Source organism: Hymenobacter metallilatus (assembly GCF_003944705.1).
GTDB lineage: Bacteria > Bacteroidota > Bacteroidia > Cytophagales > Hymenobacteraceae > Hymenobacter > Hymenobacter metallilatus.
This window is the reverse complement of sequence record NZ_RWIS01000007.1, coordinates 257,441-280,304: the sequence shown is the minus strand read 5'-3', so window position 1 is coordinate 280,304 and position 22,864 is coordinate 257,441. Positions and strand designations below refer to the sequence as shown.

Annotated in this window: 11 protein-coding genes; 7 read left to right on the top strand and 4 right to left on the bottom strand. The window is 62.8% G+C overall.

Features of this window, described 5'->3' with window-relative positions; translation table 11 throughout:
- The first annotated feature begins 543 nt into the window (after nucleotides 1-543).
- Together EI290_RS12570 and EI290_RS12565 are read left to right on the top strand one after the other, a co-directional pair.
- The gene (locus EI290_RS12570; RefSeq protein WP_125430694.1) at nucleotides 544-4,800 is read left to right on the top strand and encodes a hypothetical protein; all 4,257 of its coding nucleotides are present in this window, start codon (nucleotides 544-546) and stop codon (nucleotides 4,798-4,800) included.
- 111 nt (nucleotides 4,801-4,911) lie between these two features.
- A complete protein-coding gene (locus EI290_RS12565; protein WP_125430691.1) occupies nucleotides 4,912-5,952 on the top strand; it encodes an alkane 1-monooxygenase in 1,041 nt (346 codons plus the stop codon).
- A 45-nt stretch (nucleotides 5,953-5,997) separates the two neighbouring features.
- Here EI290_RS12565 and EI290_RS12560 read toward each other — a convergent pair whose 3' ends face one another.
- A complete protein-coding gene (locus EI290_RS12560; protein ID WP_125430689.1) occupies nucleotides 5,998-6,426 on the bottom strand; it encodes a hypothetical protein in 429 nt (142 codons plus the stop codon).
- Between the two features lie 84 nt (nucleotides 6,427-6,510).
- Here EI290_RS12560 and EI290_RS12555 point away from each other — a divergent pair, with 84 nt between their 5' ends.
- Nucleotides 6,511-7,131, top strand: a complete 621-nt coding sequence (locus EI290_RS12555) for a Uma2 family endonuclease (protein ID WP_246008941.1) — start codon at nucleotides 6,511-6,513, stop codon at nucleotides 7,129-7,131.
- A gap of 146 nt (nucleotides 7,132-7,277) precedes the next feature.
- On the opposite strand, the gene EI290_RS12550 is transcribed toward EI290_RS12555, so the two are convergent.
- Nucleotides 7,278-7,709, bottom strand: coding sequence for a hypothetical protein (locus EI290_RS12550; protein ID WP_125430686.1), 432 nt, complete (start codon nucleotides 7,707-7,709; stop codon nucleotides 7,278-7,280).
- A 98-nt stretch (nucleotides 7,710-7,807) separates the two neighbouring features.
- Between EI290_RS12550 and EI290_RS12545 the strand changes: the two genes are divergently transcribed.
- Complete coding sequence (locus EI290_RS12545) at nucleotides 7,808-13,390, top strand: alpha-2-macroglobulin family protein (RefSeq protein ID WP_125430683.1); 5,583 nt, start codon at nucleotides 7,808-7,810, stop codon at nucleotides 13,388-13,390.
- A gap of 109 nt (nucleotides 13,391-13,499) precedes the next feature.
- On the opposite strand, the gene EI290_RS12540 is transcribed toward EI290_RS12545, so the two are convergent.
- Both EI290_RS12540 and EI290_RS12535 read right to left on the bottom strand, forming a co-directional pair.
- On the bottom strand, nucleotides 13,500-14,099 hold the full coding sequence (locus EI290_RS12540) for a Uma2 family endonuclease (protein WP_125430680.1): 600 nt from the start codon (nucleotides 14,097-14,099) through the stop codon (nucleotides 13,500-13,502).
- 151 nt (nucleotides 14,100-14,250) lie between these two features.
- Nucleotides 14,251-16,983: a S8 family serine peptidase gene (locus EI290_RS12535; protein WP_125430677.1), complete on the bottom strand. Its 2,733-nt coding sequence runs from the start codon at nucleotides 16,981-16,983 to the stop codon at nucleotides 14,251-14,253.
- Nucleotides 16,984-17,289: 306 nt separating this feature from the next.
- On the opposite strand from EI290_RS12535, the gene pbpC reads away from it, so the two are divergent.
- The 3 genes from pbpC to EI290_RS12520 all read left to right on the top strand — a co-directional run bounded on the left by pbpC (nucleotide 17,290) and on the right by EI290_RS12520 (nucleotide 22,688).
- Nucleotides 17,290-19,671, top strand: coding sequence for a penicillin-binding protein 1C (gene pbpC / locus EI290_RS12530; RefSeq protein ID WP_125430674.1), 2,382 nt, complete (start codon nucleotides 17,290-17,292; stop codon nucleotides 19,669-19,671).
- Nucleotides 19,672-19,956: 285 nt separating this feature from the next.
- Nucleotides 19,957-21,315, top strand: a complete 1,359-nt coding sequence (locus EI290_RS12525) for a TolC family protein (RefSeq protein WP_125430671.1) — start codon at nucleotides 19,957-19,959, stop codon at nucleotides 21,313-21,315.
- Nucleotides 21,316-21,539: 224 nt separating this feature from the next.
- Nucleotides 21,540-22,688, top strand: a complete 1,149-nt coding sequence (locus tag EI290_RS12520) for an efflux RND transporter periplasmic adaptor subunit (RefSeq protein ID WP_125430668.1) — start codon at nucleotides 21,540-21,542, stop codon at nucleotides 22,686-22,688.
- Nucleotides 22,689-22,864: the final 176 nt, after the last annotated feature.

Sequence of the window (22,864 nt, the reverse complement as noted above, 5' to 3'; positions counted from 1 at the left end):
CCAGAAATGTGCCGTGCTGGTGCGCAAGACCTGCTCGTTCAGTCGCTGCTTAGCCATGCACCACGTGCGTATTCAACTCGTCATTGACGAGCATAATCGACGATGCACCATAACTTAGACCACCACCGAGTTTTTTATGCAGCCTTGCAGGCAGACCTACCTGTATGCTAGCACTGCCGAAGCGGATCCGCTACATACATGCAGGCTTCAGGCAGGTGCCGGTATTGAATTAGGAAGGCATGAAGGAACGTCGGGATAGTTGGCTACCTGGCCTGTGGAGGTGGTAGCAGAATAAGATCAACTGGTAGGAGTTACAGCCGCCAAACTTTCTGATGTCGGTTGGACGACGGGGCGAAGCCTTGGGTATTTGTATAAAATTTTGTCATTTTTATTGTGATTATATCCCGGGTAACTGGTATGTTTCCGGTCCTGAGCTATTGCGCCTTGCTGATGGATGCGGTTTGCGCTGCGCCCCGGGCTGCCCTGTTATAAGCTGTTTGCCAACAGCTGTTTTGTGCTTTTATCCTCTTTTCAACCCACCCTATGAGTACCACCTTGCTGCTGCTAGCAGCTGTTGTAGTTGCGCTACTCTACCAGGACCTTGTGAAACAACTGCGCCGCTTATCGGAGCAGTTACAGTTGCGCGAGAAAGCCCATGCCGATTTACTGAGCACTGTAGAGCAGCTGCGTCGGGAATTGCATGCCCGGCCAACGGCTCCAATAGTCCCCGCTACGGAAAGCCGGGTAGCAGCTCCCGAACGTTTCGTGCCGGTTGTGCCGACAGCAACGGTTGACAGCGCCCCGGCGGTAGCTCCACCTGCTCCGACTCCGGCTGCTACCGCGTCACCCATGGCTCCGGCCCCACCCGCGGCCCCGGCCGCCGTGTCGTTAGCCGTACCGGAGCCCGCCCCGGCGGCCGGGCCAGTACAGGCCCCGGTGCCGCTTGCACCACCCAGGCCGGTTGTGCCGCCTGCTACTCCCAGGCAGGCACCCAGCCCGCCCCCGGTTGCGCTACCCCCGTCAGCCCCGACCGAGCCCACCTGGTGGGACCGGGCCGAGCAGGTACTGCTGGATAACTGGACCGGTATTCTGGGGGCAGTGGTGCTGGTAACGGGTATTGGGTTTCTGGGAATCTATACGGCCCTGCGGGTAAGTGCCCCCGCCCGCTTCAGCATGATTGTGGGCTTTGCGGCAGTCTTGCTGGGCCTGCACGTGTATCTGCGGCCCAGGCCCTTTGCGGCTAAGCTGCACGTATGGCTGCAGAGTAGCGCAGCGGCCGTGTTCCTGTTTGCCTGCGTGGGAGCAGTGCGGGTACCGGGTCTGCAGTGGGTGGAGGCCCCGGTCAGCTACCTGCTGCTGCTGGCCGGCGTGGCAGCCAACCTGTGGCTGGCGTGGGCCGCCAGCCGGGAGTCGGTGGCCACACTGCACGGCGTACTGAGCCTGGTAGCCCTGGCGGTATTGCCCCACGAGCTATTGAGCCTAGGGGCCGCGGCGGGGGTTACTATTTTCAGTATTGGCATCACCTACCGGCAGCGCTGGAAATATCAGCTGCTGCTGAGCATTGGGAGCTTCTTTGCCTTTCATCAGTATTGGCACTACGCCCTGACGAACCTGCACGGGGAGTTGCCCACTGGCGTGCGACTGGTGGCCATGGGCCTTGTGCTAGCCGTGGGCGTGGCGGCGGCCGTGGTGCAGTACCGCAAGGTGTACGCCAGTGTACGCTTTGATGCGTTGCTGTTTTCGGCTCACCTTCTCAACTGGACCTGCCTGGGCATCAACCTGTACCTCTACAGCACCGGCTCGCCCTGGAAAACAATTCCTCTGACGCTGGGGGCGCTGTTTACCTTCTGGGTAGCCCGGCAGGCCCGGTTGCTGGGTATCCGGTGGCTGTTTCGCACGGATAGCATTATCTCGTTGATGCTGGCCTTGTTTGCCGCGTTTTCCTTGCAGGGCTGGCACGCCTCAGGCACGCTTATCCTGCTGTTCATGCTGTTGGAAACCCTGCTGGTAGCCTTTGTAATGGCTCGGGAGCGGGAAGTGCTGGTGTTTCAGGTAGCTCTGGTGGGGGCTATTGTGGCGGGCCTGGGCCTGGTGGTGCTCAACCTGGTGTACCTCTCTGCCTACCCGGCCCTGGAGCTGCCCCGCAATGCCCTCATGCTGATGCTGGCGGGCTTGCTGGGAGCCGGCTACTTTCTGCTGCTCCAGCAGCAACCTTCCTGGCCATGGGAGCCTGGCTCCCGCGGCCAGGAGATAGTACGTACGTTTGGCGGCGTGGTGGGCCTGCTGTACCTGGGAGCAGCGGCGGTATTAGCTCGGGCCGTTTTCGGCTTTGCATCCCCGCCCCTAGCTGGTTTGCTATCCGGTATCCTGGCTGCGGCCGGGGCGGTATTTGGCCTGGCCTGGTACCAACGACACCTAGGCGGCTGGTTTCGTACGCTGCACCTGCTGGCCGGGCAGGTACTACTGCTGCTGGCTATCCTGAGTCTGCACGAGGCCGGTCTGAGCTGGCCGGGCACCTTCACTCTCCTGTATCTGGAAACCCTGCTGCTGGCCGGAGCCTGCGGCCTGGCCGCCGAGAAAGTAGCCTACCGGAGCCTGCTGGCGCTTGCGCTGGGTAGTGGCGTGGCCGTACTGCTGGTAAGCGTGGGCTCAGTGCGGACGCTGGCCGCCCCGGTCCTGTATCAGCGGCTGGCACTGTTATTTGCGGCGGGTGGCAGCACCTCGGGGCTGTTGCTGGCCGCAACGCGGGAGCCCCTGCGGCAGCGGCTGGAGTTCCTGGCCGCTGGCTGGCTGCAACAGGGCCTGCAAGTACTTACCGTTGTGCTTCTGCTAAGCGGGTGTGGCCTGCTGGCTCAAGCCATTTTCGGCCTAGCCCACCCGCCGATTGGCGCTCTGTTGGGCGCTACAATGGCCCTGGCCGGATTGGTATTCGGCCTGGCGTATTGGTGGCGGTGGGTGGCGGGCTGGTTCCGACCGGCCCACCTGGCAGCGGGCCAGCTGCTGCTGGGGCTAGGTATTCTGGGACTGCACGAAGCCGGGCTGGCCTGGCCGGCGGCGGCCACTCTGCTGTATGCCCAAGTGCTGCTTCTGATGCTGGCGCTGGCCTGGAAAGAGGAAACCGGGCTATATCGGGCCTGGCTGGCAGGTAGTGTAGCACTGGCCGCGGTGCTACCGTTTGTAGTGTGCCGGGTAGGGGCGCTGCCCGACCTGCCACGCGCAGCACTCCTTGTTGGCGCAGCACTGGTTACCGTGAGTATTCAGCTGCTGTTGCACCGGCGGCAAGCCCTAGTGCTGGATGCCGTGCCGCTTTCCGAGGACCCGCTGTACCGGCTGCGGCTGCTGGGGCTACTGCCGGCGGTGCACCTGGTAGCGGCCGGTGGGCTGCAGTATGAGCATACCTGGGCCGGCTGGGCCATGGCCGGGCTGTTGCTGGGCCTGCTGCTACTGCGGCGCTGGGTACGGGTGCCTGGGTTGTGGCTGGGCGTGGTAGTAACCGCCGTGGTCTACCAGTTGCTGCAATGGAATCACGCCCTGCCCGCCAAAACCGACTTCCCGCCCCTGGCGGTGCTGGGGTATCTGCTGCCGCTGCTGGCAGTATCGGGGGCTGGGCTGGCTACGTCCTGGTGGGCGGCGGCCGGGCGCTATCTGCGCTGGCCCTGGCTATATCTGCTAGGCCTGCAGGCGGTGCTGCTGTGCTGGGCCACGTTTGCCCCGTACTCCGAAGCCCTACCCGTACTGCTTTGGAGCTTGTTGGCCGCCGTAGCGGCCGGCACCGCTCAAGTGGTTCGCCGGAGCATACCCAGCTCATCCGGACTGTTCCGGGCCGGCTTCCCCGACCGGTTCCTGCTACATCTGACGTATGCGCTGCTTGCAGTGGCTTTGGTTGGACACTTCCACGTTGTGCTTCATCATACCCTGAGCCTGCTGGTGGGCATTCCAGCCCGGCGGCTTACGGCCGGGGCACTGCTGTTGCTGCTGGGCACCCTGGCCTGGCAGCGCCCTCCGGCCACCGAGCCGGAGTACCGCAGCTGGCGCTACCTGCAGCCATTGTTACCGGAAGCGGCTCTGCTATTCGGCAGCTTTACCCTGTGGTACGAAGTCCGGACGCAGTGGCTGGCGCTGCTGTGGATAGCCGCTGCGTTTGGCCTCACACTGGCTGCCCCCCGGCTGCCCTGGCACCTGCGGCGCATACAGGCGTACGGATTGCTATTTTTTGGGGCAGCGGTTATCTGGAGCTGCTTTTCCGCGTTGCAGTATGTCGAGACGGGGCAATTGCTCACCCCAGGCTGGGCATGTACCGCCGCGGCCGTGGCCCTGCTTTTTGGGTATGCTGCCGTGCGGCTGCAGCAGTCGGCCAGGCACCCCGCTTTCTGGCCGCCGGTACTGGCTCCGCTGGCAGGCCTGAGCCAGCTTCCGCCCGCCGTACTGATTCCGGTACTGCTGTATCCGGCTTTTACGGCGCTTACCGTGCTGCTGGTGCAGTCGTTCGATACATCGGTGCTGACGGTGCTGCTGATGCTGGAGGTAGTAGCCGCCTTTATGAGTAGCCTGCTGCTTCGGCGCCAGGATTTGCGCTACCTGGCTCTGGCCGGTATGGCCCTGAGCCTGGCTCGCCTGCTCTTCTTTGATTTACGCCAGACCGGTACCATTACCCGGGCAGTGGTGTTCATTCTGATGGGCTTGCTGCTGCTCGGTATGAACGCACTGTATGCCCGCTTCAAAAGTCGGTTTGAGCCCCTGCCGGCTCCGGAAGAACCAGCCCCTAACCTGCCGCCCGACGTACAGCCGGCCCCGGAATAGCCTGCCTGCCCCCTGTCCTGCACATACTATCCACATAGCCTAGTCAACGGTAGCTACCGTTGATTGGCAGCTCGTTTCTGCGTACCTTCTGAGCCCCTAGCTCTGTCTGTTATGCACCCATCCGATTTCCGCTACCTGCTGGCTTACCTGGTGCCGGCCTGCGCGGCGGCCGGGCTGGTGGGGCGTGGCCTCTGGGCCTGGCTTACGCCATTGTTCGTATTCGGGCTGGTGCCGCTGCTGGAACTGCTGTTTCCGCCCCGTGCGGCTACTACCGACCGGCCTGCCACGGCCGGTACGCCCCGCCACTGGTTTTTCGACGCCCTGCTTTATCTGAACGTACCCCTGCAGTGGGCGCTGCTGCTGGGCTTTCTGGGGGTACTGAAAACTGCGGTGCTGAGCCACTGGGAAACGGCTGGGCTGGTGTTCAGCTTCGGGATTTGCTGCGGGGCGTTGGGCATCAATGTGGCCCACGAGCTGGGCCACCGGCCCCGGGCCGGGGAGCAGCGGCTGGCGCAGGCGCTGCTGCTGAGCACGCTCTACCTCCACTTTTTTATTGAGCACAACCGTGGCCACCACCGCCACGTCGCCACCCCCCATGACCCCGCCACGGCCCGGTTCCGGGAGTCGTTCTGGCGGTTTCTGCCCCGCGCCGTGGTGGGCGAGTACCGCTCGGCCTGGCACCTGGAGCACGAGCGGTTGGCGCGGCAGCCCCGGCCGGGCCGCTGGTGGCAGAATCAGATGCTCCGGTTTCAGGGGGCGCAGGCGGCGCTGGTGCTGGCGGTGCTTCTCGGGTTCGGGCTGCTGCCGCTGCTGGCCTGGCTGGGTGCGGCGGCCGTGGGTGTGGTGCTGTTTCAGCTGGTGAACTACGTGGAGCACTACGGCCTGCTACGCCGCCAGCTGCTTACTGGTGCTTACGAGCGGGTGCAGCCCCACCACTCCTGGAACTCCGAGCACGCCGTAGGCCGCATCCTGCTCTATGAGCTTACCCGCCACTCCGACCACCACTACCTCGCCTCCCGGCCCTACCACACCCTGCGCTACCAGCCGGCCTCGCCCCAGATGCCCACCGGCTACCCCGGCATGATGCTGCTGGCTGCCCTGCCGCCGCTCTGGTTTCGGGTGATGGACCAGCGGGTGCCCACGCCGGCCTGACGGTAAGTTTTGTAGAAGCCTCCGGGGCCAACGCCTGTGAAGCCGTTATTCGTCCAGCAACCAGCTTTCGGCCTCGGCTTCGTTGTTGAAGTAATGCACCGTGAAGGGCAGACTTCCCAGCTGCATCACCACGCGGGCCGTAGCCAGCCGGCCAAACACGTTGTACGACTGCACCACGGCCGCCCGGCGGTAGCCACACGCCTGCACGGCCTGGGGAGTCCAGGTATCTACCAGCCACTGCTGCAGCTCCGGCGACAACGGCGGCATGTGGCGGTGGTCGGTCAGAATGCCGCTTAGGCCGTACTGGCGCAGGGTGTTGCTGGCGGCTAGGTACAGGGCCTGCACCTGAGCATCCGGAGCTTTGGCCGGGTACCAGTCCAGCCTCACGTAGCCAGCCGGGTGGTAGATTACCTTCCCAGCGGGGTTTTCCAGAATCAGTGTGTCAGCAGTAGAAAGCAAGTATGCGGCGGCCATAGAACCTGCAAAACTACAGGCTAGGAAGCCGTTGGGCAAGCGTCACCTGCCGGATAACAGCTGCTTTTTTCCTACTCTCGTATCTTGGAATACCCCATTTACGCCGCCATGCCGCTTATCACCAGCCTTTCCCAGCTCGACCTCAGCAAAAACTACACCTACGCCGACTACCTGACGTGGCAACTTACGGACTGGGTAGAGCTGATCAAAGGCAAAATCCGCCCGATGAGCCCGGCCCCTCGGGTAGTCCACCAGCGGCTTTCCAGTCGCTTCATGGGCATAATTTACGCGCAACTGGCCCACCAATCCTGCGAGGTATTTCACGCGCCTTTCGATGTGCGCCTGAGCAAAGCCACCCCCAACGGCGACGCCCAAATTACCACCGTAGTGCAGCCCGATATCTGCGTGGTATGCGACCCCAGCAAGCTGGACGAAAAAGGCTGCCTCGGCGCGCCCGACTGGATTATCGAAATTGTGAGCCCCGGCAACGCCAGCCACGATACCAAAAGCAAGTTCGACCTCTATGAGGAAAACGGCGTGCCGGAATACTGGATTGTATTCCCGGGCGAAAAGACGGTTTCCGTATTCGTGCTGCACGAAGGCCGCTACCAGCCCCGCGGCGACTACTACACGCCCGGCCTCATTCCAGCACACACGCTGCCGGAGTTCGGCATTGAGTGGGCGGAGGTATTTGAGGGGGTGTAAGGCTATTCATCAGTATATTCCTCATCCTCTCCTGCCACAAGAGGGAACTGTTGCCAATCCCAATATGCCAACAGTTCTCGAATAGCCACATCATTTTCATTATGGAAGTGGTGACCATGAGGGTAAGGAAAATCAAATTCTTTTTGCTAATGGCTTTGACCTCGCAGTACAGTCATGTACTTGTCTATAGGCCCGTAGGCATAGATAACATTATGCTTATCATAAATAATGAGCCCATCATTATTGGCATTACCTATCCAGACATGATGTCTCCCATCTGTCTCTATGGGCTCCTTAAAATCCAGTAAGAAGTCAACTAATGCTGTACGGCTTTCTATAGGTGGAGACTGATATCGTCCTGATGCAGTAATCCCATCACGAGGCGTCACCAGCACATACAAAATAAAGTGCGGAGCAGCCAGGCACGCACTTAACTCCAGCATCACCTGAATTTGGTTATTACTTGCTCCAATCTTCAAACGAGTGTAGTTCTCCGTTTCCTCTAACTGATAAATTTTCCCATAATCGTAAACAGATTCATTATTGAGTGAGTCGAAGGCAGTGAATTTTGGCAGCATGGATATTTATTAATTATTCCCACTCAAACCTATACAAAACCTAGCAAAAACGCCGTTTCTCACTACCTTCCGGCGTCCTTCTAAGCTCCTCCCCTTCCATGCTATCGAAAACACTTTCCCGCCTGCCGCTGCTGGTGTTGCTGGCGGTGCTGTGCGCCTGCTCCAAGTCTGGCTCCGAGGCCGGCCAGGACCCCAACGGCGAGGAAATTGACCCCTACCAGAACCTCGTGTTTCAGTTTGCCGATGCCGTGGTGACGCCCGAGCTGCAGGACCGCTGGGATACGGTGCAGGTGGTGAGCTTCGAGCCGGCCGTGCGCGGCAAGTTCAAGTGGAACAGTGACCGGGAGCTGGTATTTTCGCCCAGCACGCCCTTTAAGCCCAGCACCGCCTTCAAGGCCACGCTGCGCAAAGAGGCGCTGCCCGAGGGCAAGCGCAACGCCGAGCTGCCCGAGAGCCGCCAGAAATTCCACACGCCCTACCTGGAAATGCAGGAGCCGCAGGCGTTCTGGGGCCGCTCCAGTCGGGCCGCCGGCACTGCCGAGATGCGCGTGGAGCTGCCCTTTAACTACGCCGTGAAGCCCGCCGACGTGAAGCCCCTGCTGCGCGTGACCCAGGACGGCCAGCCCGTAGCTTTTGAGGTGAGCGGGGAACCGGGCGAGGTGGTGCGCGTGCGCCTCAACCAGCAGGTGCGCCCCGGCTCCCCGCTCACGGTGGCGCTGGCCCAGGGCCTGCACGCCGTAGGCAGCGACCAGCCCAGCACCGCCGACTACGAAACCCAGGTAACCGTGCCCGACCCACAGGCCCTGCTGGTCAGCGCCATCGAAGGCTCGCTGAAAAACGCCGACCCGATGGTGCTCATCACCACCAACCAGCCCGTCACGGCCGCCGATTTGCAGAGCTACCTCACCGTGTCGCCGCAGGTGGCCTACGAGGTAGAGGAAACGGAAAACGGCGTGCGGCTGAAAGGCGGCTTCGAGGTGGGTCGCACCTACCAGATTGGCGTGAACCAGGGCCTGCGCGGGGCGCTGGGCGGCATGCTCGGGGAGGGCGTGTCGCAGTCGGTGAGCTTCTCCGACGAGCGGCCCACCATCAGCTTCGCCAGCGCCGACAAGGCCATGTACCTCGATGCTCTGGGCTCGCGCAACCTGGGCGTGCGCATCAACGAGGTGGGCCAGGTGAAGGTGACCATTGCCAAAGTGTACGCCAACAACATCCAGCAGCTACTGCGCGGCGGCACCCAGTACGGCTACCCCGAGTACGACGGCGAGGAAGGCAGCGAGGAAGAAGGCGACGGCGGCGAATACGTGGACCGCTCCTTCCAGTACTACGACGTGGAGAACCTGGGCAACGTCCTCACGGAGCGCACCTACACCGTGTCGGGGCTGCCGAAGGCACAGGGGCTGCGGCTGCTGAACCTGAACCTCAAGGACCTGGAGTTTGCGGGCGGCCTCAAGGGGCTCTACATCATCAAAGTGCAGGACACTGAGCGGCAGTGGCTGCAGGTGAGCAAGCTGGTGGCCGTGTCGGATATCGGGCTCATTGTGAAGCAGGGCAAGGCCGGCAGCACGCTGGTGTTTGCCAACTCCATCCGCTCGGCCAAGCCGCTGAGCGGGGTGGAGCTGCGCTACATCAGCACCAACAACCAAGTAATGGGCACCGGCATTTCCAACGGCGACGGAGTGGCCCGCTTCGATAGCACGGCCGCCAACGGCCGCTTCCGGCTGGGCATGGTGATGGCCCAGCAGGGCAACGACTTCACCTTCCTCGACCTGAGCCGCAGCCGCGTGGAAACCTCCCGCTTCGAGGTGGGCGGCCTGCAAACCAACGCCGCCCGCTACCAGGCCTTCCTCTACGGCGACCGGGACCTGTACCGCCCCGGCGACACCATCCAGACCAACACCGTACTGCGCACCGACGCCTGGCAGGCCCCGCCGAAGGGCCTGCCGGTGAAAATCAGGCTGCTGCTGCCTACCGGCAAGGAATACGCCAGCCTGCAGAAAACCCTGAACGCGGCCGGCTCCTTCGAGGCCCGCTTTCTGCTGCCCCCGGCCGTGATGACCGGCCTCTACACCCTGGAAGTCCTCACCGGCAACGACGTGCTGCTGACCTCACGCCAGCTCTCGGTGGAGGAGTTTATTCCGGACCGCATGAAGGTGACGGTGAAGGCCGACCGCGCCGTGGTGAAGCCCAGCCAGTCGGTTTCGGCCCTGATTACGGCCCAGAACCTGTTTGGCCCCCCGGCCGCCGACCGCAAGTTTGAAGTGGAGTTTTCGCTGAAGGAAAAAGCCTTCAACCCCAAAGGCTTCGAGCAGTTCACCTTCGCCATCAACAGCGGCGACCGGCGGCGCGGCACCTACGGCGACCTGGAATCGACGCCCATTGCCGACCGGTTCGAGAAAACCACCCGCGAAGGCACCACCGACGCCGCCGGGCGCGGCACCGCCACCTACCAGGTACCCGACTACACCGACCTGGGCACGCTGGAAGGCGCGGCCTTCACCACCGTATTCGACGAAACTGGTCGCCCGGTGAACCGCCTGGCCACCTTCGAGGTGCAGACCCAGCCGGTGCTGTTCGGCATCCGGAGCGCCGATGACTTGGTGAGCACCGGTAAGCCGCTGGCCGTGCAGCTGGTAGCCCTCACGCCGGCTGGCAAGCCCACCCAGGCCCAGGCGCAGGTGCAAATCGTGCGTCTGCTCTGGGAAACGGTGATTGAGCGCCAGGGCGGCCGCTACGTGTACAACTCGCAGAAACGGGAGGAAGTGGTGCTCAACCGCACTATTCCAGTGTACGGCAGCAGCACTTCCGATGCCAACCTGGGCTTCTCGCCTACCTACTCCGGCGAGTACGAAATCCGGGTGGCGCGGCCCGGCGCGGTGACCTACGTGGCCCGGCGAGTGTACGCCTACGGCTACGGCGACACCCAGAGCAACTCCTTCGAGGTGAACAACGAGGGCGAGGTAACCATTGAGGCCGACAAGCCCAAATACCAGCCCGGCGACGTGGCCCACCTGCTGCTGAAAACGCCCTTCCCCGGCCGCGTGCTCGTGACCGTGGAACGCGACCGGGTGCTCGACCACTTCTACGTGACCACCGACGAGAAATCGGCCAAAGTGGACGTGCCCATCCGGGGCAACCACGTGCCCAACATCTACGTGACGGCCACCGCCATCCGCGAAATCAAAGACAACCGCCTGCCGCTCACCGTAGCCCGGGGCTTCGTGCCCCTCACGGTGGAGAAGCCCGGCGCCCGCCTGCAAGTTGCCATTAAAGCGCCCGCCCAAAGCCGCTCCCAGACCGCCCAGACCATTGAAGTCACCACCGCCCCCGGCGCGCAGGTGACGCTGGCCATGGTGGACGAGGGCATTCTGCAGATGAAGGCAACCCGCACGCCCGACCCCTACGGCTACTTCTACCAGAAGCGCGCCCTGGAAGTGCAGGCCTACGACGTGTACCCCTTCCTGCTGCCCGAGCTGGGCACCAGCAGCACCGGCGGCGACGGCTACGACCTCTCGCGCCGCACCACGCCCGTGCCCAACCGCCGGGTGCGCCTGCTGGCCAAATGGAGCGGCGTGCTCACCGCCGACGCCAGCGGCAAGGCGCGCTACAAGCTGCAAATCCCGCAGTTCAGCGGGGCCATCCGCATCATGGCCGTGGCCTACAAAGGCGACGCTTTCGGCTCGGCCGAACACACCATGCGCGTGGCTGACCCGGTGGTTATCAGCACGGCCCTCCCCCGCTTCCTCAGCCCCGGCGACACAATTGACGTGCCCATAACGCTGACGAATACGACAAATAAGGCAATAAAAGGACTAGCGCTTCTACAGCTTCCACAGCCTCTTCAAACTGCAACAACTACAATCATCCGCTCCAGCGAGGATTACCGGCTGGCGGAGCAGCATATAGGAAATAATGCTAGTGTCGACTTCTTCCCTAATAGTGTTTACCGTCCTATAGTACTCCCGCCTAATACTGAGAAGCGTGTTGTGTTTCGTATGATGGCCAGTCGCATAGGGAATAGCGAAATTCAAGTAGTGTTTCATGCAGCCGGGAAACCATACTCCAACGAGCTAAGTGAAACCATCGAGTTACCCATCCGGCCAGCTTCGCCGCTGCAGAAGCGCACGGGAGCGGGCGTGGTGGCGGGCGGCGCGGCCCAGCAGCTGAACCTGCGCACCGACTTCCTGCCTTCCTCCCTGAGAAGCCAGCTGGTAGTGAGCCGCTCGCCCATGACGGAGTTTGCCAAGGACCTACGCTACCTGCTGCAATACCCCTACGGCTGCCTGGAGCAAACCGTGTCGGCCGCCTTCCCGCAGCTGTACTACGGCGACCTGGCCGCCACGCTGGGCCAGAAAACCGGCAAAACGGGTAAAAACGGCCTGTTCAATCCCAACTACCATGTACAGGAAGCCATCCGCAAGGTGGAAGCCCAGCAGATGTACAACGGCAGCCTCAGCTACTGGCCCGGCGGCGACTACGACAACTGGTGGGCCACCGCCTACGCCGCCCACTTCCTACTGGAAGCCCAGCAAGCCGGCTTCGATGTAAACAAGAACGTCCTCGACCGGGTACTGCGCTACCTGCAGGCCCGGGTGCGCAAGCGCGAAACCGAGACCTACAACATCATCCAGACCGGCGGCGTGATTCAGCCCGTCACGTTGGCCAAAAAGGAAATTGCCTACTCGCTCTACGTGCTGGCCCTGGCCGGCCGCCCCGATGCCGTGGGTTTGAACTACTACAAAGCCAACCGCAAGCTGCTGCCCGAGGATTCGCGCTGGGTGCTGGCCTGCGCCTTCGCTCTGAGCGGCAACCAGCGCAGCTACCGCGAAACCCTGCCCACCCGTTTCGGCACCGCGCCCATGGCCGGCCGCCAGCTCGACGGCGCCTTCTCCTCCCCCATCCGCGACGAGGCCCTGGTGCTCAACGCCCTGCTCGCCGCCGACCCCGCTAACGCCCAGGTAAACGTGCTGGCCCGCCAGCTCAGCCGCCAGGTAAAGCAGGCCGGCTGGCTCAGCACCCAGGAACGGGCCTTCTCCCTGCTGGCCTTGGGCAAATTGGCCAAGAAGAACGCCGGCAGCACCGTTACGGCCAGTCTGCTGGCCGACGGCAAGGCCATCGGCAACTTCTCGGGCAAGGACCTCACGGTAAGCAACGTGGCCAACCGCCAGCTGGCCCTGCGCACCAGCGGCAAAGGCAGCCTCTACTACTTCTGGGAAACCGAGGGCATCTCGCCCACCGGCCAAATCCGCGAGGAAGACGCCTACCTGCAGGTGCGCCGCCAGTTCCTGAACCGTACCGGCCAGCCCGTGGGCAGCACCAGCTTCCGCCAGAACGATCTGGTGGTCGTGAAAATCACCATCCAATCAGCCGAGTCAGCCGGCGAAGTCAAGAACGTGGCCATTACCGACCTGCTCCCCGCCGGCCTGGAAATCGAAAACCCACGCATCGGGGCCGTGCGGGAGCTGACCTGGGCCACCGACGCCGCCCAACCCGACTACCTCGACGTGCGCGACGACCGAATAAACCTCTTCACCACCGTCACCACGCAACCCAAGTCGTTCTATTACCTCTGCCGCGCAGTTTCCAAAGGCACCTTCAAGCTCGGCCCCGTCAGCGCCGACGCCATGTACAACGCCGAGTACCACTCGTATGCCGGTTCTGGCGTGGTGCGGGTGCGGTAGTTGCTATACAATTGTCATCCTGAGCGAAGCGAAGGACCTTATCACTCAGGAGTCATGTCCACATGCATAAGGTCCTTCGCTTCGCTCAGGATGACAGGCGGTGTTTGTACTATATTCCCTCAAATACCTCCGCCCACTCCAACTCCACGCCGGGTAGGGTGGCTACCGGGATAAGGCCGGGCTGATAAAACTCACCCTGCAGTTCATATTCTCCTGTTTCGCCCAGCGTGTACACGACTATATTTTTCAGGCCGTGGTCCACCATCCAATATTCCAGCACGCCGTTTTCCTCGTAGAGGTCGAACTTGGTTTTGCTGTCGTGGGCGGTGTTGCCGGGGCTCAGGATTTCGATAATCCAGTCGGGCGCACCCACGCAGCCGAACTCATCGAGCTTGGCCGGGTCGCACACCACGCAGAGGTCGGGCTGTACCACAGTACTCGTTTGCGCGTCGCCGTTGGGTGTGGTTTTCAGCAGGCGAACATCAAACGGCGCGGCGAAACCCTGGCAGGTTTTACCGCGTAGGGCGGCTCCGATAAGCGTGTTTAGCCGAAAGGACACTTGCTGATGGCGCACGCGCGGCGCGGGGCTCATCCGGCGCACTTTGCCTCTGATCAGCTCCACTGCTCCTTCCAACCGCCACGTCAGGTAGTCGGCGTAGGTGTACGTTTTGGTGAGGTCGAGCTGGGAAATATCAGTGATGACAGCCATAGTGACAGAGCGAAAGAACAGAACGAATGTACGGTTCAAAGCCATGTAAAGGCCCAGCATACCCCGCTTCTGTTATCTAAACCCTGCTCCCATCAACGCAACAGGCCGGCCCCAATGGAGCCGGCCTGTTGGTTGAAATGCTACCCGGTGCTTATTGCAGCACGAGGCGTTGGGTGGTAACGGCAGCGCCGCTTTTCACTTTGAACAAGTAGGTGCCCCGAGCCATGTTACCGGCGTCGAAACGTACCTGATGTAGACCCGCTTCTTCGGTACCGGCTACCAGAGTGCGTACTTTCACGCCCAGCGTGTTGTACACCTCCACGCTTACCGGCCCAGCCTGGTCCAGGCTGTAGCTGATGGTGGTAGAGCCGCTGAAGGGGTTGGGGTACGCCACGGTGCTGCGGTCCAGCAGCGTGGTAGCCGTGGTGGGCGTAGCCGTACCGCGGGCGGCGGTGGGCTGAGTTACGGCGTCGTATTGCGGGAAGGTGCGGGTTGCAATAACGGCAAAGTCGGCGCGGGTTACATTCTGGCTGGGCTTGAAGGTAGCGTGCAGCGTGGGCTGCAGGTCGTAGGGGCCCTGCTTGAGCGTGTAGTAGGCGTTGATGAGGTTCAGCTCCAGGGCCACGCTCACGTAGCCTTTGAGAGCAGCCGGAATGTTGGCCGCATCATCCACCGGAATGGCCTGACCGTTTACCTGCACCGTGAGAGGCTGGTTGTTGCGGGCCAGGGCCTGCTGCTCGAAGCCCAGGCTCTGCACCAGTGAGTACGCCAGCGACGCGCGGTTTACCTGCGCATTGGGCGAGAACGTGCCGGTGGCCGTGGGCAACATAACACCACCCGCCTGATGAAACCGGTCGCGCTGGGCCGCGCCCTTCGCAACCACCGACTCCGTCAGGAGCACATCGGCGGCGGAGGACACGTCGGAGAAGGAACGGGCCCCACTGAAGGGCAGCAGCTGGCGGATGCCCTGGCCCATCAGCAGGTAGTCGGCCAGTTGAATGCGGGTAAGCGGGGCATCGGGACGGAAGCCGTTGCTCAGGCCATCCACCAGGCGGTTGGTAACGGCCAGCTTGATAGCGGCCTCAGCCGGGTGGCCAGCTACATCGTTCAGGTTCGTGGTGCCAGCGGCCGTCAGCAGGGAGATAGTACCGCTCACGGTTTCGGGGGCAGCCACGCCGCGTACGCCTTCTACCTGCACCTTCCAGGTGCCGGCTATGGGCGAGGCCACGGCTACACTCCGGTCGGTGGAAAGCGTGAAGGTAACGGGCGTACCGGAGCTGTAGCGCACCCCGTTGGGGTCGAGCAGCACCAGGTTGGTGAGGTTGCCGGTTTCGCCCAGGATACCCCGCGACGAAATCTTCACCTCCAGGCTATTGGTACCGGCACTAACCGGGAACGACATGCTGTTGCCGGTCGTGACGGCGGGGTTGAAGTTGATGGAGAAAGGCACCGTGGTAGTTTGCGCATTCACGCTGCTATTAAAGCGGCGGCTGGCATTCACGGAGGAGCCATAGGTGGCAGAGCGGAAAGCCTGGTCCACGGCGGCGTAGGCATTCACATAGCCTGCGCCTACTTCCCAGGACTGGCGGCCGGGCATGTTGGTAGCAGTTTTCTGCAGAATTTCCTTTACCTGGTCGGGCGTCAGGTTCGGGCGGGCTTCCAGCAGCAACGCCACAATACCAGCCACGTGCGGCGTAGCCATGGAAGTACCGCTGCTGTGGGTGTAAAACGGCACTTCTCCGGGCTGCAGCACCTCAATATCCTGCTGGGCACCCAGCGACGATACCGGCGCAATGGCGCGGGTAGACACCACATCTACCCCGGGAGCCACAATAGCGGGCTCGTTCTTGAACGTCCAGGTTTCCCCGTCCATCACAAACGTGCCCTGCTCGCCGCGCACCCCGCGGGAGGAGAAGTCGGCCAGCAGCCCGTTCCGGTCACCGGCACCCACCGAAATAGTCCAGGGCGCAATGGCGTAGGGGTTGTGGGTGTCGGCGCCGGGGCCTTCGTTGCCGGCCGCAAACACCACCACCATGCCCCGGTCGTAGCACTTTTTAGTGGCCACGTTCAGCGGGTTGTTGGGCTCGAAGTCGCCGCTGCTACCGAAGGAGTTGCTGATGACGCGGATGTTGTACTGAAACTGATGGGTGAGGGCGTAATCAAAGCCCCCCATTGCATCGAGCACCAGCAGCGCCCCACCCGAGCCGTAGCCCAGCAGCGAGGCCCCGGGAGCCACGCCCTCGTACTTTCCGTTGGAGCGGGCCCCGGTACCGCCTACCGTACCGGCACAGTGCGTACCGTGGCCGGAGTTGGTATCGGTGTTCGGCACGCCTTCAATATACGTTACCGGCAGCAGGGTGCTCAGGGAGTTCAGGTTCGTGGAGCCCAGCGTATTCTGTACCAGGTGGGAGCCAAACTTGATATCCTCGTGGGTGCCATCCACGCCACTATCGTTGATGAGCACCCCCACGCCCTTGCCCGATACCGGCAGGCCACCGTTGCGGGCCGTCATCTGCTTGTCGGCGCGCAGGCGCTTCACGCCCGTCAGGTGGGTATCGTCGAAGTTATAATAGTCGAGCTTTTTGTTGATGTAAAGGGAGCGGACTGCCGGGTTCTGCGCCAGCGCATCTACCTGGGCCGCCGTGGCAATAACGCCGGCTACCGGCAGGGCCTGCAGCGTAATGCCGCGCGAAATACCCAGACGCTGCAGCAAGGACAGCTGGGCAAGCCCTGGCGCACCGTTGCCGTTGAAGGTGACAATCACCTGTGCCGTCGGGTTGGCGGCCAGGGCGGTCCGCAGCTCAGGGTCGACAACAGCTTGTGCGAAGGACGCACTAACGCCGGCGCCCAGCAGCACCAGGGTGAGTAAGAACTTGTTTTTCATGTAGGGCTGTGGAAATAGAAAGGGGGTAGAAAGGTGGAGCTACCGCTTCTGACTGTGCCCGCTGGGTGCCTTTCCCCGACTGGCCAGGTCTGAGAGGGGGCAGCTTAGCTGGTAGAACATAGCGGCAGTTTTACTTACGGGAGCTACAGCTTGGCTGGTTTTTACTTGGTTGAATATTTTTCAACAAACCGGTTGAATATTTGCCGTATTGACAATAAATACCTGATTTATTTACACATATAGTTTAGAATAATTTTCATTCTCTCCACTTCTCGCCTGCCTGAGTCCGCCCCTATATTTGCCCATATGAAGCGGCGCTCTGCCATTCGGCTTTTCACGGGTATCGGGGTAGTAGCACTGTTGCTGTGGAGCCTTGACCGGCTATTCCCGCTGCCGCCCGCGCCGCTGTATTCGCCCATTGTACTGGCCCAGGACGGCACCGTGCTGCACGCTTACCTCAACCCCACCCAGAAGTGGCGGATGAAGACGGAGCTGCGCGAGATTACGCCGGTGCTGCGCAAGGCCATACTGGAAAAGGAAGACCGGTGGTTTCGGTGGCACTACGGGGTAAACCCGCTGGCACTGGTGCAGGCAGCCGGCCGCAACCTGTCTGGCCGGGGCCGCACCACCGGGGCCAGCACCATCACCATGCAGGTGGCCCGGCTGCTAGAGCCCAAGGAGCGCACCCTCCTCAACAAGCTGCTGGAAATGCTGCGCGCCACGCAATTGGAGGCCCATTACAGCAAGGACGAGATTCTGCAGCTCTACCTGAACCTGGTGCCCTACGGCGGCAACGTGGAAGGCGTAAAATCGGCCGCGCTGCTCTATTTCCAGCAAACGCCCGACTACCTCTCCCTGGCCCAGACGGTGACGCTGGCCATCATTCCGAACCGTCCGCGGGGACTGGTGCTGGGCCGCAACAACGCGGCCGTGCTGCGGGAGCGGAACCGGTGGCTGCGGCGCTTCGGGGCGGCGGGGCTGTTCCCGGCCCAGGACGTGGCCGATGCCCTGCTGGAGCCCCTGGACGTGCAGCGCCACCCCGCGCCTACGCTGGCCCCGCACCTGGCGCGGCGGCTGGTACGGCAGTTTCCGCACCAAGCCATCATCCGCAGCAGTCTGCAGCGCAGCAAGCAAAGCAAGGCCGAAGACCTCACCCGGGGCTATGTGCGCCGCCTGCGCGAGCTGGGCATTTCGCAGGCGGCCGTGCTGGTGGTGAACAACCGCACCCGGCAGGTGGAAGCTTACGTGGGCTCGGCTGATTTCCGCGACTTCGCGGGCCAGGGCCAGAACGACGGCGTGGTGGCTGTCCGCTCGCCGGGCAGCACACTCAAGCCGTTTCTCTATGCCCTGGCCCTGGACCGGGGCCTCGTGACGCCCAAGCTGCTGCTGCCCGACGTGCCTACCAACTTCCAGGGCTACCGCCCCGAGAACTTCGACAAGCGCTGCAACGGCGAGGTGACGCTGGAGCGCGCCTTGGCCTACTCGCTCAACATTCCGGCCGTGCGCGTGCTCAACCAGTTGGGCGTACCCGCCTTCACCGAAAAACTCCAGCAGGCCGGTTTTCAGAACGTGAAGCGCAACCGGGCGCAGCTGGGCCTAAGCAGCATCCTGGGCGGCTGCGGGGCGAGTCTGGAAGAGCTGACGGGCGTATATGTGACGCTGGCGAATGGGGGACGGTACGCACCGCTGCGGTTGGCCTCGCCCCCCGGCCCCCTCTCGTTCAGGGAGGGAGAGCCACGGCGGCGCGGTTCGGAATCGTCAGGCTCCCCTTCTTTGCAGGAGAGGGCGTCGGGGGGTGAGGCGCTCCTCTCTGAATCCGCTGCCTTTCTCGTAACCGACATCCTCAGCCAGCTTACCCGGCCCGATCTGCCGCTGGGAGCCGCCAGCAGTATGCGCCTGCCGAAGGTGGCCTGGAAAACCGGCACCAGCTACGGCCGCCGCGACGCCTGGAGCATCGGCTACAACCGCCAATACACCATCGGCGTGTGGGTGGGCAATTTCAGCGGGCAGGGCAGCCCCGCCCTCACCGGGGCCGACGTGGCCACGCCTTTGCTGTTCGACCTGTTCAATGCCCTGGCTTACAATGCCCCCAACGACTGGTTTGTACCGCCCGCGGCGCTGGATTTCCGGCTGGTGTGCGCCGAAAGCGGGCGGGTGCCGGGCGAGAACTGCCCGAACCAGGTAATCGACTACTTCCTGCCCAACGTAAGCACCGGGCAACGGTGCCAGCACGTGCGGGAGGTGCTCGTGTCGGGAGATGGCAGCTACACCTACTGCCGGGCCTGCGCGCCGGCGGCTGGATTCCGGCGGGAGCTGTACCCCAACCTGCTGCCGGAAGTGGCGGCCTACAAAGAGGCCCAAGGCCTGCCGTACCGCCGCCTGCCGCCCCACAATCCGCAGTGCCAGCGGGTGCGCGGCGGCCGGGAGCTGGCCCCCACCATCACCTCCCCCACTGCCAACACTGAGTACGTGCTCAACGCCCGCGAGCAGCAGCAGCTCCTGCTCAGCTGCACCACCGACAACGAGGTGCGCCAAGTGCACTGGTACGTGAACGACCAGTTTCTGCGCACCGCCAGGGCTACCGAGCGGGTATTTTTCCGGCCGAAGCCGGGTCCACTCAAAATCTCCTGCGCCGACGACCACGGCCGCAACACCGACGTGCTGGTAACCGTGACGGAGCTGGAGTAGTGGGCCGTAGCCCGTGCGCCGGATGTACGCTCCAACCGCAAACTTGACCGTTTGGGCTACTGCGTGAAACAGAGCAGACGAAACCTTTCAGTGCCTGGGCAGTTTATCCAGCTTCCATCCTTCTGCCGAAGCAGACCGGACGCTTATCCGGCTTGGTTTCGGGCTCTGAGACGCGGGCAGCCTTTCCCAGTTTCCAGCGTCTATCGGGGCAGCCGCTCTTTCCGCCTCCAATGGGTTCCCCGCCCGCCGCCCCCATACGCCGGGGGTTAGCCGCTTTCCTTTCCAATGAAACACGTACACCAGACGCTTCGGCTGCTGCTGGGCTTGCTGTGGCTGGCCCCTGCCTGGGCCACGGCCCAGCCTACTGCGCCCGTACTGCCCGCCGATACGGCCCTCTCCCTTCAACAGTGCCTGAATGTGGCTCTGGTAAACCAACCATTGGTTCGGCAGGCTCGCATCGACCAGGAAATTACCCGTTCTACCAACCAGATTGCGCTGGCTGGCTGGCTACCGCAGGTAGGGTTGCAGGGAACGGCCCAGCACTATTTTCAGCTGCCCTTCACCATCTTCCCCGACCCCGCCACCGGTACGCTCACGCCCCGGCAGATTGGGGTGCGCAATGTTACTACGGTGGGCCTGAGCGGAACCCAGGCCATTTACAACAACGACGTGCTGCTGGCCGCCCGTAGCAAGCGATTCAACAACCAGGCCGCCGAGCAGAACACGGTGAACGTGCGGATTGCTACCGTATCGGACGTAAGCAAGAGCTTCTACGACGTGCTGCTGGCCCAGCGCCAGCTGGAGGTGTTCAGCCAGGATATTGCCCGCCTCCAGCGCAACTACCGCGACGCCCGGGCCCGCTACGACACCGGCCTGGCCGACAAAACCGAATACCTGCAGGCCGAGGTGTCGCTGAACAACTCGCTGGCCGGTCGTAAGCAGGCACAGGAAGCCATTAAGTCGCGGCTGGCCTACCTGAAGCAGCTGATGGGGTTGCCGCCCGAGCGCCGGCTGACCGTGCAGTACGATACGCTGCAGCTGGAGCTGGAAGCCTCCGCCGATACGGCTGCCGCCCTGAACATTGGCAACCGCATTGAGCTACAGCAGCTGCAAACCGAGAAATCCTTGCAGAGCCTGACGGTGGACTACTACCGCTTCGGGTTTCTGCCGTCGTTGTCGGCCTTTGCCAACTACAACTCGGTGTTTCAGAACAACTCGGCCAGCGAGCTGTACCGCACGCGCTTTCCCAATTCGTACGCGGGGCTGCAGCTGGGTCTGCCCATTTTCACCGGCTTCCGGCGCCTGCAGAACGTGCGCCGGGCCCGCCTGCAAACTACCCGCCTCGACGAGGACATCACCAACACCCGCAACCAGATCAACACGGAATATGCGACAGCACTGGCTAACTATAAGGGCCTCTATACCCAGTACCTACTGGGAAAGCGCAATCTGGAAGCGTCCAAGGAGGTGTATAACGTCATCAACCTGCAGTACCGGGAAGGCATTCGAGCTTACATCGACCTCATTGTAGCCCAGACGACCCTCCGCACTTCCCAGCTCAATTACTACACCGCCCTGTTTCAGCTGCTAAGCAGTAAAGTAGACCTGCTGCGGGCCCGCGGTGAACTTCCCACGGAGTATTAAGTATCTGTCATGCTGAGCGAAGCCAGAGGCGTAGTCGAAGCATCTCAACCGCTGACTAACCCCAATCGTCCGGCTCCCCCTCTCCTTTTTCGGAGAGGGGGCTGGCCCCGGAGGGGTCCCGTGGGCGCCCCGCCAGAACGAAGCGGTAGAGATGCTTCGGCTTCGCTCAGCATGACGTTCTGAAACACACATCACCCTCCTCTCTGCCCCTCCTGCTTTCCGATATGCACGATACCCTCCTCCGCCCCCTCGCCTTGGCCGCCGGCCTGCTGGCCCTGGCCAGCTGCGGCAAGAAAGAAGACGAAAAAGCCGCCGGGCCGCCCCCGGCCACGCCCGTAACGCTGGTTGCCGCCCGCACCACCGACGCCGTGTACTACGATGAGTACCCCGCCACTGTGGTGGCAATCAACCAGGTGGAGCTGCGCAGCCAGGTAGCCGGCTTCATCACCCGCATTTACTTCAAGGATGGCGACGTAGTACGGAAGGGGCAGCCCTTGTATGAGGTGGACCGCCGCAAGTTTGAAGCCGCTTACCAGCAGGCGCTGGCCGGCCTGCGCAGCACCCAGGCCACCGTGCAAAATGCCAAAGTAAACCTGGACCGCTACCAGCGCCTGGCTCAGCAGGATGCCATTGCCCGGCAGATTGTGGACAACGCCGCCACCAGCTACGCCACCGCCCAGGCCCAGGTGGCTGAGGCCCGGGCCCAGGTGGCCCTGGCCCGCACCGACCTCGACTACTCCCTCATCAACGCGCCGTTTACGGGCCGCATCGGCATTTCGCAGGTGCGGCTGGGGGCACAGGTCAGCCCCGGCACCACCCTGCTCAACACGCTCAGCGCCGAGGACCCCATGGGCGTAGACTTCGTAATTCCGGATGCCGACCTGAGTCGCTTTGCCGACTTGCAGCGCCAGAGCGGCGGCCGCCCCGACTCCACCTTCCGTCTTGTGCTGCCCGACGGCACGCGCTACCCCCAGCCCGGCCGTATGCTGGCCATCGACCGGGGCGTAGACCAGCAGACGGCTACCGTGACCATCCGGGTGCAGTTTGCCAACCCGCAGCGGGAGCTGAAGGATGGCATGAGCACCGTGCTCAACGTGCTCAACCGGCAGTCGGGCCGCCGGCTGGTGGTGCCGTTTAAGGCCGTGGTGGAGCAGATGGGCGAAAACTTCGTGTTTGTGGCCGGCGACAGTAGCAAGGCCACCCAGCGCAAGGTGCAGCTCGGCCCCCGCCTCCGCGACCAGATTGTCATCATGAACGGCATCAAGGAGGGCGATAAAGTGGTAACCGAGGGCCTGAACCGCCTCCGCGACGGGGGCAAAATCACCACCGAAGCCCCCGCTACGGCCGGGGCCCCTGCCGCCGGTGCCAGGTAACCTCCCCCGGGCCCCTCTCTTCAGAAGAGGGGGGCGTTCAACGAGTACTCGCTGGCCGTTGCTTCTCGGCTTTGTAGCACGCAGCCGCAAGGCTGGCAATGGCCATTCCTGCCCATCAAGTTCAAACTATCCATCTGACGCAACCAGCCCCCGCCAATCGTCAGGCTCCCCCTCTC